We start from the raw sequence: 15,495 nt of genomic DNA, 5'->3' as shown, positions 1-15,495 counted from the left end.
AATATTAAGAGGAGGTAACATGAAAAATAAAAGAAGATTAGCAATTTTACTTACCTTGGCAATGATCATAACCATGATTCCGTTGCCTGTTTTTGCAATGGAGACAAACATGCTTTCCGATATGCCGGAAAACTGGTCCCGTGCAGCAATACAAAATGCCGTATTAAACGGTCTGCTGAAGGGAGACGACGGAAAGATACATCCAAACGATTATCTTACAAGGGCTCAAATGGCAGCAATCATAAATCGAGCTTTTGGAGCTGCTGAACAAGCAGCTTTAAAGGACTACAAGGATGTTCCAATATCGTCATGGTACTACGGTGATATGGCAAAGGCTGTTCAAATGGGAACATTTATGGGAAACGGCGGTCTCCTTGAGCCTGATAAGAATATTACAAGAGAAGAGGCATTTGCAGTTATAGCAAGAGCCTTTAAATTATCAGGAGGATCTACCGAAATTCTCAACAGATTTGCGGATAGAGAAATGGTGAGCAAATGGGCTGCGGAAGAAACGGCATCTCTTACAGAAGCCGGTTATGTTGCCGGCTCCGATGGCATGCTTAATCCAAAAGCATATATTACAAGAGCTGAATTTGCACAGATGATGGATAACCTGATTAAACAATACATAAAGGAAGCAGGCACATATACAGACATAGCTTCAGGAAACGTAATGATTAACGCACCCGGAGCAACACTTAAAAATGTTGTTGTAAAAGGTGATCTTATAATCGGAGACGGAGTCGGTGAAGGCAGCGTTACACTCGACAATGTGGATATTACAGGGCGAATGGTAGTGCGGGGTGGAGGACCAAACTCCATCATAGTCAAGGGTGATTCCTCCATAAATTCTATAATAATTGCAAAAGTCAACGGCAAGGTCCGCATCTGTTCGGAAGACGGAACAGAAATAGGAACTGTAATTATCGATGGTTATGATGACGTAATTGTTGAAGGTAATTACGAATCTGTAATAATTTCATCAAATGATATCACAGTTACAGCTACGGAAGCAAGTATTGAGAATGCATTGATTGAAGGAAACAATTCAATACTTATTGTAAAAGAGGGTTCTTACATTGAAACGGTTACCGTCAATGGAAACGGAGCCAGTGTTAAAGGGGAAGGAAACGTTGACGAAGTTCTGGTGTACGCAAACAATGTTTCTGTGGAAACAATGGACACTGCAGTAACCGCTGCAGAAAATGCCGGCAACGTAACTGCAGCAGGCAAGACAGTAACCCCGGGAACTACGGTTATAACCAGGCTGGAAACGCCCCGCAGTTCAAACAGCAAAGGGGTAACTCTTAAGGCAGCAACCCCTACAGCCAATCCACAGGCAGGAGAAGTCGAAATCGGAACCACAGTTGTATTGGCAACAACCACCTCCGGTGCCGCTATATATTATACAACAGACGGATCCACGCCAACAGCCTATAGCGCACTGTACGCTGAAGCCATATCCATAACTGGAGACACGGTGATAAAAGCCATAGCAATCAAAACAGGCATGAAGAACAGCGATGTTCTGACTGCTGCATATACTACAGCCTTAAATAAGGCAGCAACTCCTACAGCCAATCCACAACCCGGAGAAGTTGAAATCGGAACCACAGTTGCATTGACAACTACAACCACGGGAGCTGCGATTCATTATACAACGGATGGAAGCACGCCAACAAGCGAAAGCGGGGAGTATTCGACCCCAATAGCTATTAACGGGAATACGACCATTAAGGCGATTGCTGTAAAAAGCGGTATGGAAAACAGCTATGTTTTGACAGCGGTTTATACGATAATGAATTCAGATTTTGCAGGGGGCGCAGGTACGGAAGAAAACCCGTATCAAATTGCCACAGCATATCATCTTGACAATGTTAGAAATTATCAGGATGCTCATTTCATACAGATAGCAGATATCGATCTGCAGGACTATCTTTCTGAAGGTGGTGACGGTTACAATGAAGGAGAAGGATGGGTTCCAATCGGAGGATTTGATTCGGACAAAAGATTCACCGGAAGCTATGACGGAAACGGTTTTGTAATCAACAATCTCACAATAAACCGCAATGAAATGTATCAGGGTATGTTCGGGTATATCTCCAATGCAGTCATAAAAAATGTCATTATGGTAAATGTCGATGTTACAGGAAATATGTGGACGGCAGGGCTGGCAGCTTTTCAGGACGGAGGACAGATTACGAATTCATCATCAGAGGGTACAATCACAGGAACAGGAAACCTTGGCGGACTAGTGGCGCAAAGCAGCGGTGCTACATATAGCGCACTCATTGAAGGCTGCAGCACAGAAGGCCAGGTCCTGACGATTGACAGCACCGGAACACCAAACTATACGGGAGGATTGGTAGGAAGGACAAATTCGTCTGTTGTATCAAAGAGTTTTTCTTTGGCTGATGTAACAGGTGTAAATATCGTCGGAGGTCTGGTAGGATTATCATTTAACAGCACCATAGAAGAAAGCTATGCAGCAGGCAATATATCAGGAAACGAAACAATCGGAGGAGTAGCAGGAGAGGCTACCGGCACAATAAGTGACGTGTACTATTGCGGAATTATTGACGGAAATAACTACATCGGAGGCCTTGTAGGGAAATATTCAAGTTTGACCATAGAAAACGGATACTGTGTGGCTGAAAAAAGCGAATACAATGAGTACTATCCGTATCACCATTATTACGGACTGTACAACTACAGTTCCAGTCTGGTATCCAGCAGAATTTACAATGCATCGGTTTGGGACAATGATTACGATTATAACGGCTTCTATGAAAGAACTGTTGATAATATGAAAAAATTATTCACATACAAGAATTTTGATTTTCAGAACATATGGGGACACAATGCCTATGAAAACAACGGCTATCCGTTCCTGAGATGGCAGAGTTATGACCACGTGCCAGATTTTGCGGGTGGAGCCGGAACACAAGCAGATCCTTTCAGGGTTGCAACGGCTGAGCAGCTTGATAAGGTGAGATATTATCCGGAGTCATATTTTCTCCAGACTGCAAATATTGATTTGACTGAATATCTTGCTGCAGACAAAGCCGGATACAATTCAGGGGAAGGATGGGTTCCCATAGGAACAAGCAGCAAGCCTTTTGCCGGCAGCTATGACGGCAATGAGTTCTCAATTACAGGACTTTGGATCAACAGACCTAATGCTTACTACCAGGGGCTTTTCGGTTACTTAGTATCAGGAGCAACCATTATAGACGTCCATCTGATTGGGACTGAAATATACGCAGATGAGTACATAGGAGCCTTGGCTGCGTACAGTGCTGGTGAAATTTCTGGATGCAGCGCCGAATCGGTGAATATTATGTGCGAGGATATGTATGCAGGCGGTCTTGTGGGGCAGAACTCAGGTACTATAACAGACTGCTCAACAACTGGTATGGTCAGGGCGGATTACGAGTATGCAGGCGGTCTGGTGGCATACAATTACGGTAACGCTTCTTCAGGCTTTGACGGATACATCGGTGACAGTTTCAGCGAGGCGGATGTGACTTACTTGAATGCTGATCAATATGAGCTTGAAGGAGCCGGAGGTCTGGTTGGTTACAACAGCAGCGGAACCATAGAAAATTCCTATGCAACAGGCCAAGTTACAGGACACGAGTCTGTAGGAGGATTGGCAGGTGAAAACTGGCAGGGTACTGTGTCCGGATGTTACGCAACAGGAAACGTAAGCAGCATATCTGACTATGAAGGCTACCAGGGATACTATGCTGGCGGCCTCATAGGTGAAAACACCTATTTAAGCAGCGTCGTAAACTGCCATGCCGAAGGAAATGTAACCGGACATACTGACGTAGGCGGATTAGTGGGATACAACAGCGCCTTGGTCCAAAAATGTTTTGCTAAAGGCGACGTATCAGGTGTTGATAAAGTCGGAGGCCTAGTGGGAAATTCGTCCGGTACTATTGAGAACACCTACGCAACAGGATCAGCAGCAGGTACTCATTATATAGGCGGCCTTGTGGGTTATCTTGATTACTCATATGGAACCATCACAAACAGCTATGCTGCCGGCTTGGTTGCCACTGCCTCTTTTGACAGAGGAGGATTGCATGGAGGTTCCGTCAGACCTGAGTCTGTATTTAACTGTTATTATGACAGAATAACTACCGAACAAAATGATACAGGAAAGGGCGTCCCTCTTACAACCGAAGAAATGACTGATCAAGGCAACTTCATTGGCTGGGATTTTACAGAGGCAACGGGCATATGGATAATAGACTCTGACCCTGCATCGTATCCTTATTTCCAGTGGCAGACGGAAAACGTACCTGCTGCACCCATTGAAAGCCCAACTCTTTTGGGACTCTGGTCTTTTGATGAAGGAACAGGAACAACAGCATCGGACGGCTCGGGAAATAACAACCACGGCACACTTCAAGGATCAACATGGACCTACGACAGGGAGTCAGCTGAGAACAAGGCTCTTGAATTCGGCGTAAACAAATGGGTTGATATACCGGATACGATTAAACCGGAGAAAATAACTTTAAGCGCATGGATTTACATAACAGGGACCGACGGATCGGCAGCTCCGATTTTTTCGGCAGAAAAAGGATTGGGAGCCACAGGTTTTGCTTACCGATTGCAGATAACTCCTGACTGTAGGCTTAGAATGGAAGCAATCGCTCCTTACAGTGCAGGCGGCGCCAGGGTTTCCACATCTATGGAAACTTTGAATTTGAACCAGTGGTACCATGTAGCCGGAACATATGATGGAATAAACACAAAAATATATATAGACGGTTCGCTTGCTAAGAGTGACAATCACGGCACTTTCATCAATCTGAAGACAAATGAGGATATCACTGCCGCAATAGGACACTTGCAAGATTGGGGAGTTCAGTGGTTCAGAGGCACAATCGATGATGCACGCATATATGACGGTGTTCTTTCCCAAAAACAGATACAAAGTATAATCGGACCAGATGAATAATGTCTTTGATGTAATCAGATTCTGGTGAAAAAGAATGCAAAAAAACGGCTATCCTAAATGGAAGCCGTTTTAGCTTTTAACTTAAATCTTCAATTTTTTCACTGCCCATGTTCTCGGACTGCGCAATCAGCATTCCCAAAAACATAAGAACACATCCGAAGTAACCTCGAAGAGGCATGATCTCGTTCAGCATAATCAGTCCCCCTATGGCCGCAAACACCGATTCCATGCTCAGGGCTATGGCAGCATGTGACGGCTTTGCATGCTTTTGTCCCACAGCCTGGAGAGTGTAGGCAACTCCAGCTGACATGATTCCTCCGTAAAGTATGGGCACCAGCGCATTTGAAATTCCTAAAATGTTCACATCTTCATACAGGAATGCCGTAATAAGGCTGAACACTGAACAGGTGGCAAACTGTATGCTTGAGAGCTTTATGGCATCCACGTTCTTTACAAACTTGTCTATTACCAGTATGTGGCATGCCCAGAAAATTGCTCCGATTAAAACCAACAGGTCTCCGAACTCGATGGTGAAGCTTTCGTTGATGCTTAAAAAATACAGACCAACTGCCGCAGTCAATGCTCCAATCCAAGTTTTCATGTGTGTTTTCTGCTTGAACAAAATTCCTATGATAGGCACCAAGACGATATAAAGGCTTGTGATGAATCCTGCCTTGCCTGCAGTTGTGTAAATCAGTCCTATCTGCTGCAGTGACGCTGCTATGAACAGGACGCTTCCTGCAATTATACCTGATTTGAATGTAGTCTTTGTATCTGCTTGTTCTGTTTGAGCATCCTTGTTCTTTCTGCCGAAGAAATATATAACCGGCAGCAATGATATGCTTCCCAAAGCGAATCTTACTCCGTTGAAGGTGAAGGCACCCACATGCTGCATACCGACTCTCTGGGCCACAAACGCAAATCCCCATATTGCAGCTGTCAACAGCAAAATAAGAACAGATCTTGCTTCTTTAGTCTTCATGTCTTTTCCCCCAAAATAAATAATTCATATGTATTTTTATTGTAGTTGTGAAAAATATTCATTAATGACATTTTATCATAGAATGAAAAATATAGCCACTGAATTTTGGCTTTTTTATTATTGGAACGTTTTCTCTAACGGTCAGCTTATAACGACAATTTGTCCCAAATAATAGTAAAAAGTTGTCAAGTTCACCGAAGTTGTTAATACAATATAATATATAGATTCTAAATGATGTCCGCCAGCAAGGCTTATAATTATTAATAAATTAATTTATTTGTTTAATATATTGACTAAATCTAATTTTAATATATAATATATTTAATATTACCAAAAAATAACATAAAAAGAAAGGATAGGGGATTATGAAAAAGAGAAAAGTGTCATTATTGCTGGCAATAGCCATGGTTGCAACAATGTTTCTTGCAGGCTGCGGAGGAAAAGCAGATGTAGCATCTTCAAAGCCTGCTGCAGGGGATAACGTTTTTAGGCTTGTGACCAATGATGAACAAAACACCTGTGATGTGCAGAAAACAACGGAATATTATACCATAGGACTGAATATCTATGAGAGGCTCGTTGAAACCGCAACCAATACTGACGGAAGTTCTGCACTAGTTCCGGGTCTTGCCGAAAGCTGGGAGATTTCAGACGACGGTCTTGTGTATACTTTCCACCTGAGAAAGGGAGTTAAGTTCCACAACGGAGAAGAGTTTAAGGCTGATGATATAGTTTACACGTTTGAAAGAATGCTGAAGCCTGAAACAAATGCTCTCAACCAGGACTTCATAACAGCAATCAAAGGTGCCACAGACATGATGGAGGAGAAAACCGACAAGCTGGCAGGTCTTGAAGTTGTTGATGACTATACCATTAAAGTCACTCTGGAAAGTCCGTTTGCTCCTTTTTTGGCCAACATAGCCACACCGGGTGTCTCTATTTATAATCGCAAGTTTACTGAAGCGGCAGGAGATCAATTCGGGCTGACCCCTGAAACAACCTGCGGAACAGGTCCTTTCAAGCTTTCAAAGTGGGAGTTGAACAGTGAAACTCAAATAGATGCCTTTGACGGTTACTGGAAGGGAAGACCGGCACTTGATGCTGTTAACTGGAAGACCGTAAAGGATGCCGATACGCAGAGAATGATGTTTGAGAACGGAGAGATAGATGAGTTTGACTGTGACAATGCGCCGTCACAGATTGCTTATTTCGCAGAAAGCGAAAAGTACAAAGACTGGCTTAAAATAGGAAATCGCGTTGGCATTTACTACTACAGCATCAATGAGAAAATCGAGCCCTTCGATGACGTGCGAGTGAGAAAGGCCTTCCAGATGTCCATAGACAAGCAGCAGCTTCTTGACACGCTGTACAACGGCAGAGGAACGGTTCAAAGCGGAATAATGCCTCCTGGACTTATAGGACATAATCCTGACCTTCCTGAAATAAAGTACGATCCCGATGCAGCCAAAGCTTTGATGGCTGAAGCAGGACTGCCTGACGGATTTGAAATGGATATCTGCATGGTAACAGACAACCCGCAGACTTTGCAGCTGAATGAAATGGTTCAGTCAATGCTTGCCAAGGTTGGCATCAAGGCAAACATCATACAGATGGACCAGGCTTCCTGGTACGCCACAAGGGCCGAAGGTCTTCTGGGATCCTATACAACAAGCTGGTCAGCGGACTTCAACGATCCGGATAATTTCTTCTATACATTCTTTGCTCCGCAGAATACAATTAAACGTTCTTTCAACTATAACAATGAACAGGCTTCACAAAAAATTGTTGAAGCCAGAGCAATGACGGATCCCGATGAGAGAGTGGAATTATACAGGCAGCTGGAAAAACAGATAATTCAGGAAGATGCAGCCTGGGTGCCGATGTATTCGAAACAGCATATCTTCGTTGTGAATCCCAGGATTCAGAATTACGTTGTAATGTGGAACGGCTGGTCAGGAAACATGTATTATAATATGTCCATAGACAACTCAAAGGCACCGGCTAAATAAAATATTATAATTTACGGGATAAGTGAGGCATAGCCTTACTTATCTTGTTTCGCGCATTAATAGAACAGGAGGCTTATAATGAAGACAATCAATTATATCATCAAGCGCATAGTAATAGCGGTACCGGTGCTCGTGGGTGTAATGCTGATAATATTTTTGCTGCTTAACGTGGTGCCGGGAGATCCCATCACCCTGATGATGAAGGAACACATTAAACCTGAACTAATCGAGAGGATGAGAGAACAGATGGGACTGGATGACCCGGTTATGGTCAGGTTCTTCCGTTATATGAAAGATGCCGTGAGGGGTGATTTCGGTGTTTCATACAAACTTAACAGAAATGTCACAAGCCTAATACTCAATGCATTTCCTCATACAGTCAGGCTTTCCGTCTTTGCAGCCTTAATTGCCTGGATAATAGGTATACCTGCAGGAATTGTTTCGGCAGTGAAGCAGAATTCGTTCACAGACCGTTTCTTTATGTCTTTTTCGCTTTTGGGAGTTTCAATGCCTGTATTCTGGGCTGCATTGATGCTGCAGTACGTGCTTGCATTCAGAATGAAGCTGCTTCCCGTGTCCGGATATGAGACATGGAAGCACCTGCTGATGCCCGCAGTTGTTTTGGGATGGAGCTCGGCCGGAACCATAGCTCGTCTTACTAGGTCAAGCTTATTGGAGATAATGAAAAATGACTTTGTGCGTACAGCCAGGGCTAAGGGGCTGAAAGAAAACAGCGTCGTTGTGGGACATGCCCTTAAGAATGCCATGCTTCCCGTGGTTACAGTTATGGCTATACAGGTTGCCAGCCTTCTTTCCGGTGCTGTCATAACAGAAAGCGTGTTCGGTATTCCCGGTATTGGAAGATTGGCCGTAAACGCCATTCAAAACAGGGACATGCCGCTGCTTCAGGGTACGGTTGTGTTTACAACGGTTCTTATCATTATAGGAAACCTTGTGGCAGACATTTTGTATTCTGTCATCGATCCGAGAATAAGAGTGGAATAGGGGTGAGCATATGGATAACGCAATGACGGAAAAAGAAAAGGTCGAAGAATTAAGAAAAAAATATGACAGCGCGGAATCAGAAATAGCCGATTCGGACAGCACCTGGGATAAAATCACCAATATGATAAGACAAAACAAGCTGGCAGCAGTTTCGCTGATAGTGATACTGGTATTTATATTCTGCGCCGTGTTTGCACCATATATAGCGCCTCACGATCCAACTGTCCAGGACTACCAGAATGTACGGGCTGCACCCAGCAGCAGTCACATTCTAGGTACGGACGAGCTGGGAAGGGATGTGTTTTCCAGAATCATTTATGGGTCAAGGATTTCACTGGTTATCGGCCTTGTGCCAACCTCCATCTCAATGGTCATCGGAACCATCCTGGGTCTCATAGCCGGATTTTTTGGTAAAAAGACGGATTTCATCATAATGAGACTGGCTGACATAATGCTTGCTTTCCCATCTTTGCTTTTGGCCATGGTCGTAATGTATACACTCGGTGCAAGCTTGATAAATATCTTTATTGCGCTCAGTGTGGTAAGTTGGGCAGGTACAGCCCGCGTAGTACGGTCACAGACATTGTCCATCAAAGAAAAGGAGTTTGTGGAAGCAGCAGTATCAATCGGAGTGAAGAAATCAGTGATTATGCTGAGGCATATACTGCCTAACTGCCTTCCATCGCTGATAGTGCTATTCACTATGAACATACCCGGTTCCATTCTTTCGGAATCAAGCCTGAGCTTTTTGGGTATTGGGGCTCAGCCTCCTGCCTCAAGCTGGGGTCTTATGGTAGTCAACGGAAAGCAGTGGCTTTTCAGCGAACCATGGATTGCCATTGCTCCAGGCATTGCAATTTTAATAATTGTGTTGGCATTTAACTTTCTCGGGGATGGCCTGCGGGATGCTATAGATCCTTATATGAAGGAATAGGAGGAGTGTGAGAATGGAAGAACTACTGAATATCAGCAATCTTAAAACACAATTTTTTACAAAAAAGGGAATCGTGCCGGCAGTAGACGGCGTATCCATTACCATATCCAAAGGGTCTGTTGTGGGAATTGTAGGGGAATCGGGATGCGGAAAAAGCATGACTGCCATGTCGGTAATGCAGCTTATCCAGAAGCCGGGAAAAATAACTGATGGCAAAATAGTGCTTCAGGGTGAAAATCTGCTTAAGTATTCGAAGGAACAGATGCGCAACGTACGTGGAGACAAGATTTCGATGATTTTTCAGGAACCCATGACTGCCCTCAATCCGGTGTACACAGTAGGGAAGCAGGTCACTGAAGCTATTACAATACATCACCGTGAAAAGAGCAGGGAGGAGGCAAAAGAGAAAACACTGGAAATATTCCGTGCCGTCGGCATACCGGAGCCTGAAAAGAGATTTTACTCATATCCTCACCAGCTGTCAGGGGGACTTCGCCAGAGAGTCATGATAGGCATGGCAATGGTGTGCAACCCAAAGCTGATGATTGCTGATGAGCCCACAACTGCACTTGATGTTACCATAGAAGCTCAGATTTTATCGCTCATGAAGAATCTGCAGAAGGAGAGAGGAACATCAATCCTGCTGATCACTCACAACCTGGGTGTGGTGGCTGAGATATGCGATTACGTGTATGTAATGTATGCCGGAAAAATCATGGAGCAGGCAAATGCTTTTGAGCTTTTTAAAAACACGGCACATCAGTATACTGACGGACTCATGAAATCCATTCCTAAAATTACGGCGCAAAAACAGCAACTGTACAACATAAGGGGAATGGTTCCAAATCTCATGAGGCTGCCAAAAGGGTGCCGATTCTGTCCCCGCTGTGAAAAAGCCATGCCCAGATGTTTCGAGCAGGAACCTCCGCTTTATAGGGTAAAGTCGGAATATGGGGATGAAGGACATTATGTAAGATGTTTTTTGCATGAGAACAGTGAGGTGAAGGAAGATGAGCAACCCTAACAATAAAGTACTTGTTGAAGCAGTGAATCTTGTAAAGGAATTTGACATACCGGGCGGAGGCTTTTTAGCGAAAAACAAATCTGTGGTTCACGCTGTTTCAAACGTAAGCATACAGATAATGGAAGGCGAGACATTTGCGCTGGTGGGAGAGTCAGGCTGCGGCAAAAGCACTCTGGGAAGGCTTCTTTTAAGACTAATTGAGCCCACTTCCGGCCATGTGAAATTTGAGGATATGAACATAAATGAGCTGAAAAGCCACCAGATGCGTGAAATGAGGAAGAAGATGCAGATAATTTTTCAGGATCCGTACGCATCGATCAATCCTCGAATGAATGTATTAAGAATAATTGCTGAACCACTTACCACTCACAGAGTATACGATTCAAAGGCTGAAACCAGGGAAAAGGTGGCAGAGCTAATGCAGAAGGTTGGCATCCGCCCGGAATTCATAAACCGGTACCCACATCAGTTCAGCGGAGGACAGCGTCAAAGAATCGGAATAGCCAGAGCGCTGGCGCTTCAGCCCAAGCTCATTGTGTGCGATGAGCCGGTATCGGCTTTGGATGTGTCAATACAATCCCAGATTTTAAACCTGCTGCATAATCTGCAGGATGAATTTCATCTTACGTATTTATTTATAAGCCATGACCTGAGCGTAGTCAGATACATTTCTGACCGTGTCTGCGTCATGTTTCTGGGAAAGGTGTGCGAAACGGGAAGGACGGAAGATATTTTTACAAACCCTCTGCATCCGTATACGAAATTTCTTATTGATGCCGTACCAAAACCTGACCCTTTTTTGAGAAAAGAAAACAGGCAGCTGCTTCAGGGAGAGATACCAAGCCCTGTGAATCCGCCGGCAGGCTGCAGATTCAATACCAGATGCCCATATGCAAAGGACATATGCAGGGAAAAGGAACCGGAAATGAAAATAGCTGACAACAGGCAAGTGGCGTGTCATATGGTTTAGGGAAAGATACCGAGCAATAAAACAAATTGCAGGAGGAGTTGAGAGCCTTGAATTATGATTTCGGTACAAAAATAAGAGAAGTAAGGAAGGCAAAAAAATTAAGCATTGCTGAACTATCAGAGAAATCAGGCGTCAGCAATGGAATGATAAGCCAGATTGAAAGAAATACGGTGATTCCTTCGGCTGTTGTATTAGCTAAAATTGCAAGAGCCCTGGGACAGAGCGTTTCGTATTTTTTCGGAGAAGAAGGCTTGGAAGACAGCATTGTCCTATGCAAAAAAGGTGAGCACAAAAAAATTAAAAGAAGCAACAACAGAGGGTACATTGAACTTTTGACGCCTAAAGGCAGACGACAGATAGAACTGATTAAGGTTGTCATATATCCCGGAATTGACAGGAATAACGATCCTGTATCGCATCCGGGAGAAGAGTGCGGCATCGTTATTCAAGGAACATTGACTGTAATTGTCAACCAGAACAAATATTGCCTTCAGGAAGGGGACAGCATACAGTTTGACAGCACAATTCCCCATTGCTACTTAAACGAAGGTGAAACAGAATGCATTTCAATATGGGCTGAGCAGCCATATACTTGGTAAGCAACAGGGGATGAAGTTCCCCTGTTGCTTTTTTTAGAAGATTTATCAACGCATGCTTTTGATTGCGGTAGTAAGCTCATGAATGGATTCCGTAAGCTGCGAAAGTTTTGACTCTATGCGCACCAGCAGGTATGCTGTAACTGCGATGGGAAAGCCGAAGTTTCCGATCATGTTTATGAGATCTTCCATATTTTCACCTCCGGTGTAGTTTTGCCCTGAGTTTTCTCAGAGCCCTGCTTTTTATTGCTGATACAGTGGAGTATTTTATGCCTAACCTACTTGAAATAGCTACCATGCTCAGTCCCGTGCAGTAATACATGCTGACAATTTCCTGTTCCTTTTTTGAAAGTTGACGTAGACACCTTGAAAGCTCTGCTTTTTCTTCCTTTAGGATGTATTCTTCCACTACGCATGTGCAGCTTCCCAATACATGCTCCAACTGAAGGCTGTCGCCTATCAGAGAGGAAAGGCTTGTTTCTCTTTTCAATCTCCTTGCTTTTCTGTACTGATTCCTGTACAGGTAAGTAAGCCTTGTTTTGACGTAATGAAGGAAGTGCACGTTTCGACCTGAATCAAAGCTTTTCAGTGATTGCAGTATTTCGGCATATCCTTCCTGGACCATGTCTTCTGCTGATATGTCCCATGGCTTGAAGTACCTGTAAATGTTCTTGTATATGAGAGGCCGGAGCCTTTCCAGTAAAATTTCCTGGGATTTCTTGTCCCCATTCAGAGATTCCTGAATAATATGATTAATGAAGGAATCCATTTTTTCCGCACCTTTCGTTTCATTTATTTTCTTCATTATATACTATCAGAAGCGGACATAAAAATCAGGAATGTTGTCTTTAGGCGACGGAAACAAAAGTGTTTCTTCAAATTGGAACCGTTACAAGTTCAAGGCTATTTAAATCAAAAGGATATGTGTTTTATGGAAAACAATATAAAATTCAACGAAGTTGAGGCCATGCTTCCCGTGTATGTGAAAGATGTAGGAAACTGCACGGAAATAATAACATCCGGCTCGACATTCATCAGAAGTGCCACAATTGAAACCTGCATAAAAAATCTGGCCGATTACTACAATCTGAGCCTGTATCACAACCGTGTCAACTATGGAGACGAGTTGGGCATCACAAACAAGGTTCCGGTAGTCATAAATGAAAATCTTGTGTATATATACGTAAACGTGAGAGAGCCCATGTTCAAACACGATGCTGCCTGCGGTTTTGTGGATTTAAACGCAATAGAACAGGTATTTGAAAAGGAAGGAACAGCTGCCATAGTGCTGAAGTCCGGCAGGACGATTCAGACAAGACAAAGTGTCAGGTCTGTAAAAAAAAGCATGCTCGGTGCCCGGCTGGCAAGGGAAGTATACAAGGAGAAACACAAGAAAAACAATTAAGAATTAAGAGTTAAGAATTAAGAATGAAGAGTAAAAAATTAAGAATGAAGAGTTAAGAATTAAGAATTAATGGAGGGATTTTTGCTTTGCAAAAATCCTTAATTTCGTCATCCTGAGCATCAGCGAAGGATCTCCATATGCTCATGGATATTCTTCTGTTGTATTTTAAAGTGTGATTTAGTATAATTGTATTAATTATAACTAAGGTGAACGGTATGGAAATAAACAGTTGGGTTATGTCTTTCTTTGATTCTCTTTATGATGGAATTTTAATCATTGACACGGATGAAATTGTTAAGTATGTCAACCAGGCTTACACTAACATAACCAAAGTAAAGTATTCAGAGATTGTTGGTAAACGATTAAGAGAGGTACGACCGGGTTCAAGGCTGCACAATGTATTGCTGACCCGGCAGCCAATTGCAGGTGCCTTGCGTGAAGAATACGGCATCCAGTACACTGTCAATATGTCCCCTATATTTGAAGGTACGGAATTGATTGGAGCCATTTCGGTTGTGGGAAGGATTGATGATGTATATAAGCTGTATCAGGATATAGACAAGTATAAGTCTAAGGTGAAAACTCTTGAGAACAGAATGAAGGCCATTCAAAAGGCAAAGTACAGCATCGATGACATAATATCCAAAGATGCCAGGTCACTTGAGATAAAGGAAGTAATACATAAAATATCAAAAAAGAACACTACGGTTCTGATCTATGGAGAAAGCGGCACAGGAAAGGAACTTTATGCTCAGGCAGTGCACAATGAATCATTCAGAAATGACGGCCCGTTTATTGCCGTGAACTGCGCATCTTTTCAGGGAAGTTTGTTGGAAAGCGAACTTTTCGGATATGAGGAAGGGTCATTTACAGGAGCCAGACGGGAAGGAAAAATGGGATTGTTCGAAGCTGCCAATAACGGTACGATTTTTCTTGATGAAATATCTGAAATCGATTTGGAAGTTCAGGCTAAGCTTTTGAGGACACTGCAGGAACATTCGGTAAGACGTATAGGCAGCGTACATGAAACCAATATTGATGTAAGAGTGATAGCAGCAACAAACAAGAACCTGGAGGAACTTGTAAAGGAAGGAAGGTTCAGACAGGACCTGTATTACAGGATTTCCGTGTTTCCGTTGAACATACCTGCTCTGAGGGAAAGAAAATCAGATATTCTTCCAATAGCAAATCACTTCCTGAAGACACACAAAAATGATCTGAAAAAGGATATATCCTTAAGCAGGAAATCAGAAGAAATGCTTCTGGGTTATGACTGGCCGGGAAACATACGCGAGCTTAAAAATGTTATTGAATTTTCTGTCAATGTGATGGATGACAACATAATAGAAGAAAATCATCTTCCTACGAGATTGCAGCAATCAGCGCAGTCCGGCAGCATAAAGGTGAAAAGGCTTGAACAGGCAATCAGTGAAACAGAGAAAATTGAGATTAACAAGGCTCTGAAATTATACGGCAGCGACACGGAAGGGAAGAGAAAAGCAGCAAGCGCTTTGGGAATCTCCCTGGCGTCCCTTTACAACAAGCTGAAATAAATAAGGATGTTTTTAATTCAAACTGAACCGGCGTATGGCCGG

Annotated in this window: 12 protein-coding genes; 9 read left to right on the top strand and 3 right to left on the bottom strand. The window is 43.3% G+C overall.

Translation table 11 applies throughout. The annotated features are described in order from the left end of the window. The first annotated feature begins 19 nt into the window (after positions 1-19). A complete protein-coding gene (locus AAGU76_RS07100) occupies positions 20-4,975 on the top strand; it encodes a GLUG motif-containing protein (RefSeq protein WP_342484777.1) in 4,956 nt (1,651 codons plus the stop codon). 76 nt (positions 4,976-5,051) lie between these two features. Here the strand turns inward: AAGU76_RS07100 and AAGU76_RS07095 are convergent, their stop codons facing one another. Beyond that, on the bottom strand, positions 5,052-5,957 hold the full coding sequence (locus tag AAGU76_RS07095; RefSeq protein ID WP_342484776.1) for a DMT family transporter: 906 nt from the start codon (positions 5,955-5,957) through the stop codon (positions 5,052-5,054). Between the two features lie 365 nt (positions 5,958-6,322). On the opposite strand from AAGU76_RS07095, the gene AAGU76_RS07090 reads away from it, so the two are divergent. The 6 genes from AAGU76_RS07090 (at position 6,323) to AAGU76_RS07065 (ending at position 12,498) form a co-directional block, all read left to right on the top strand. Continuing rightward, positions 6,323-7,966, top strand: coding sequence for an ABC transporter substrate-binding protein (locus AAGU76_RS07090; RefSeq protein WP_342484775.1), 1,644 nt, complete (start codon positions 6,323-6,325; stop codon positions 7,964-7,966). Positions 7,967-8,044: 78 nt separating this feature from the next. After that, a complete protein-coding gene (locus AAGU76_RS07085; RefSeq protein WP_342484774.1) occupies positions 8,045-8,971 on the top strand; it encodes an ABC transporter permease in 927 nt (308 codons plus the stop codon). Between the two features lie 22 nt (positions 8,972-8,993). Further along, positions 8,994-9,905 carry an ABC transporter permease gene (locus AAGU76_RS07080; protein ID WP_342485699.1) on the top strand — a complete coding sequence of 304 codons (912 nt, stop codon included), beginning with the start codon at positions 8,994-8,996 and terminating at the stop codon, positions 9,903-9,905. A 13-nt stretch (positions 9,906-9,918) separates the two neighbouring features. Next, on the top strand, positions 9,919-10,929 hold the full coding sequence (locus tag AAGU76_RS07075; protein ID WP_342484773.1) for an ABC transporter ATP-binding protein: 1,011 nt from the start codon (positions 9,919-9,921) through the stop codon (positions 10,927-10,929). Further along, a complete protein-coding gene (locus AAGU76_RS07070) occupies positions 10,916-11,899 on the top strand; it encodes a dipeptide ABC transporter ATP-binding protein (RefSeq protein WP_342484772.1) in 984 nt (327 codons plus the stop codon). Before AAGU76_RS07075 ends, AAGU76_RS07070 begins: the two co-directional genes overlap by 14 nt. Positions 11,900-11,946: 47 nt before the next feature. Next, complete coding sequence (locus tag AAGU76_RS07065; protein ID WP_342484771.1) at positions 11,947-12,498, top strand: helix-turn-helix domain-containing protein; 552 nt, start codon at positions 11,947-11,949, stop codon at positions 12,496-12,498. 45 nt (positions 12,499-12,543) lie between these two features. Here the strand turns inward: AAGU76_RS07065 and AAGU76_RS07060 are convergent, their stop codons facing one another. Both AAGU76_RS07060 and AAGU76_RS07055 read right to left on the bottom strand, forming a co-directional pair. Beyond that, positions 12,544-12,687: a YvrJ family protein gene (locus AAGU76_RS07060; protein ID WP_342484770.1), complete on the bottom strand. Its 144-nt coding sequence runs from the start codon at positions 12,685-12,687 to the stop codon at positions 12,544-12,546. Positions 12,688-12,691: 4 nt separating this feature from the next. Beyond that, positions 12,692-13,264 carry a sigma-70 family RNA polymerase sigma factor gene (locus tag AAGU76_RS07055; protein WP_342484769.1) on the bottom strand — a complete coding sequence of 191 codons (573 nt, stop codon included), beginning with the start codon at positions 13,262-13,264 and terminating at the stop codon, positions 12,692-12,694. Positions 13,265-13,426: 162 nt separating this feature from the next. Between AAGU76_RS07055 and AAGU76_RS07050 the strand changes: the two genes are divergently transcribed. Then, positions 13,427-13,900: a competence protein ComK gene (locus AAGU76_RS07050; RefSeq protein ID WP_342484768.1), complete on the top strand. Its 474-nt coding sequence runs from the start codon at positions 13,427-13,429 to the stop codon at positions 13,898-13,900. 215 nt (positions 13,901-14,115) lie between these two features. Beyond that, positions 14,116-15,453 carry a sigma 54-interacting transcriptional regulator gene (locus AAGU76_RS07045; RefSeq protein ID WP_342484767.1) on the top strand — a complete coding sequence of 446 codons (1,338 nt, stop codon included), beginning with the start codon at positions 14,116-14,118 and terminating at the stop codon, positions 15,451-15,453. Positions 15,454-15,495 lie beyond the last annotated feature (42 nt).

It is taken from the genome of Sedimentibacter sp. (assembly GCF_038562225.1).
Classification (GTDB): Bacteria; Bacillota; Clostridia; order Tissierellales; family Sedimentibacteraceae; genus Sedimentibacter.
This window is presented reverse-complemented; position numbering and strand designations above follow the sequence as displayed.

Bases quoted from the DNA above. Each gene is read 5' to 3' on its own strand.
- AAGU76_RS07070 (WP_342484772.1), top strand. From the start codon at position 10,916: ATGAGCAACCCTAACAATAAAGTACTTGTTGAAGCAGTGAATCTTGTA.
- AAGU76_RS07090 (WP_342484775.1), top strand. From the start codon at position 6,323: ATGAAAAAGAGAAAAGTGTCATTATTGCTGGCAATAGCCATGGTTGCA.
- AAGU76_RS07075 (WP_342484773.1), top strand. From the start codon at position 9,919: ATGGAAGAACTACTGAATATCAGCAATCTTAAAACACAATTTTTTACA.
- AAGU76_RS07060 (WP_342484770.1), bottom strand. From the start codon at position 12,687: ATGGAAGATCTCATAAACATGATCGGAAACTTCGGCTTTCCCATCGCA.
- AAGU76_RS07055 (WP_342484769.1), bottom strand. From the start codon at position 13,264: ATGGATTCCTTCATTAATCATATTATTCAGGAATCTCTGAATGGGGAC.
- AAGU76_RS07050 (WP_342484768.1), top strand. From the start codon at position 13,427: ATGGAAAACAATATAAAATTCAACGAAGTTGAGGCCATGCTTCCCGTG.
- AAGU76_RS07095 (WP_342484776.1), bottom strand. From the start codon at position 5,957: ATGAAGACTAAAGAAGCAAGATCTGTTCTTATTTTGCTGTTGACAGCT.
- AAGU76_RS07080 (WP_342485699.1), top strand. From the start codon at position 8,994: ATGACGGAAAAAGAAAAGGTCGAAGAATTAAGAAAAAAATATGACAGC.
- AAGU76_RS07100 (WP_342484777.1), top strand. From the start codon at position 20: ATGAAAAATAAAAGAAGATTAGCAATTTTACTTACCTTGGCAATGATC.
- AAGU76_RS07045 (WP_342484767.1), top strand. From the start codon at position 14,116: ATGGAAATAAACAGTTGGGTTATGTCTTTCTTTGATTCTCTTTATGAT.
- AAGU76_RS07085 (WP_342484774.1), top strand. From the start codon at position 8,045: ATGAAGACAATCAATTATATCATCAAGCGCATAGTAATAGCGGTACCG.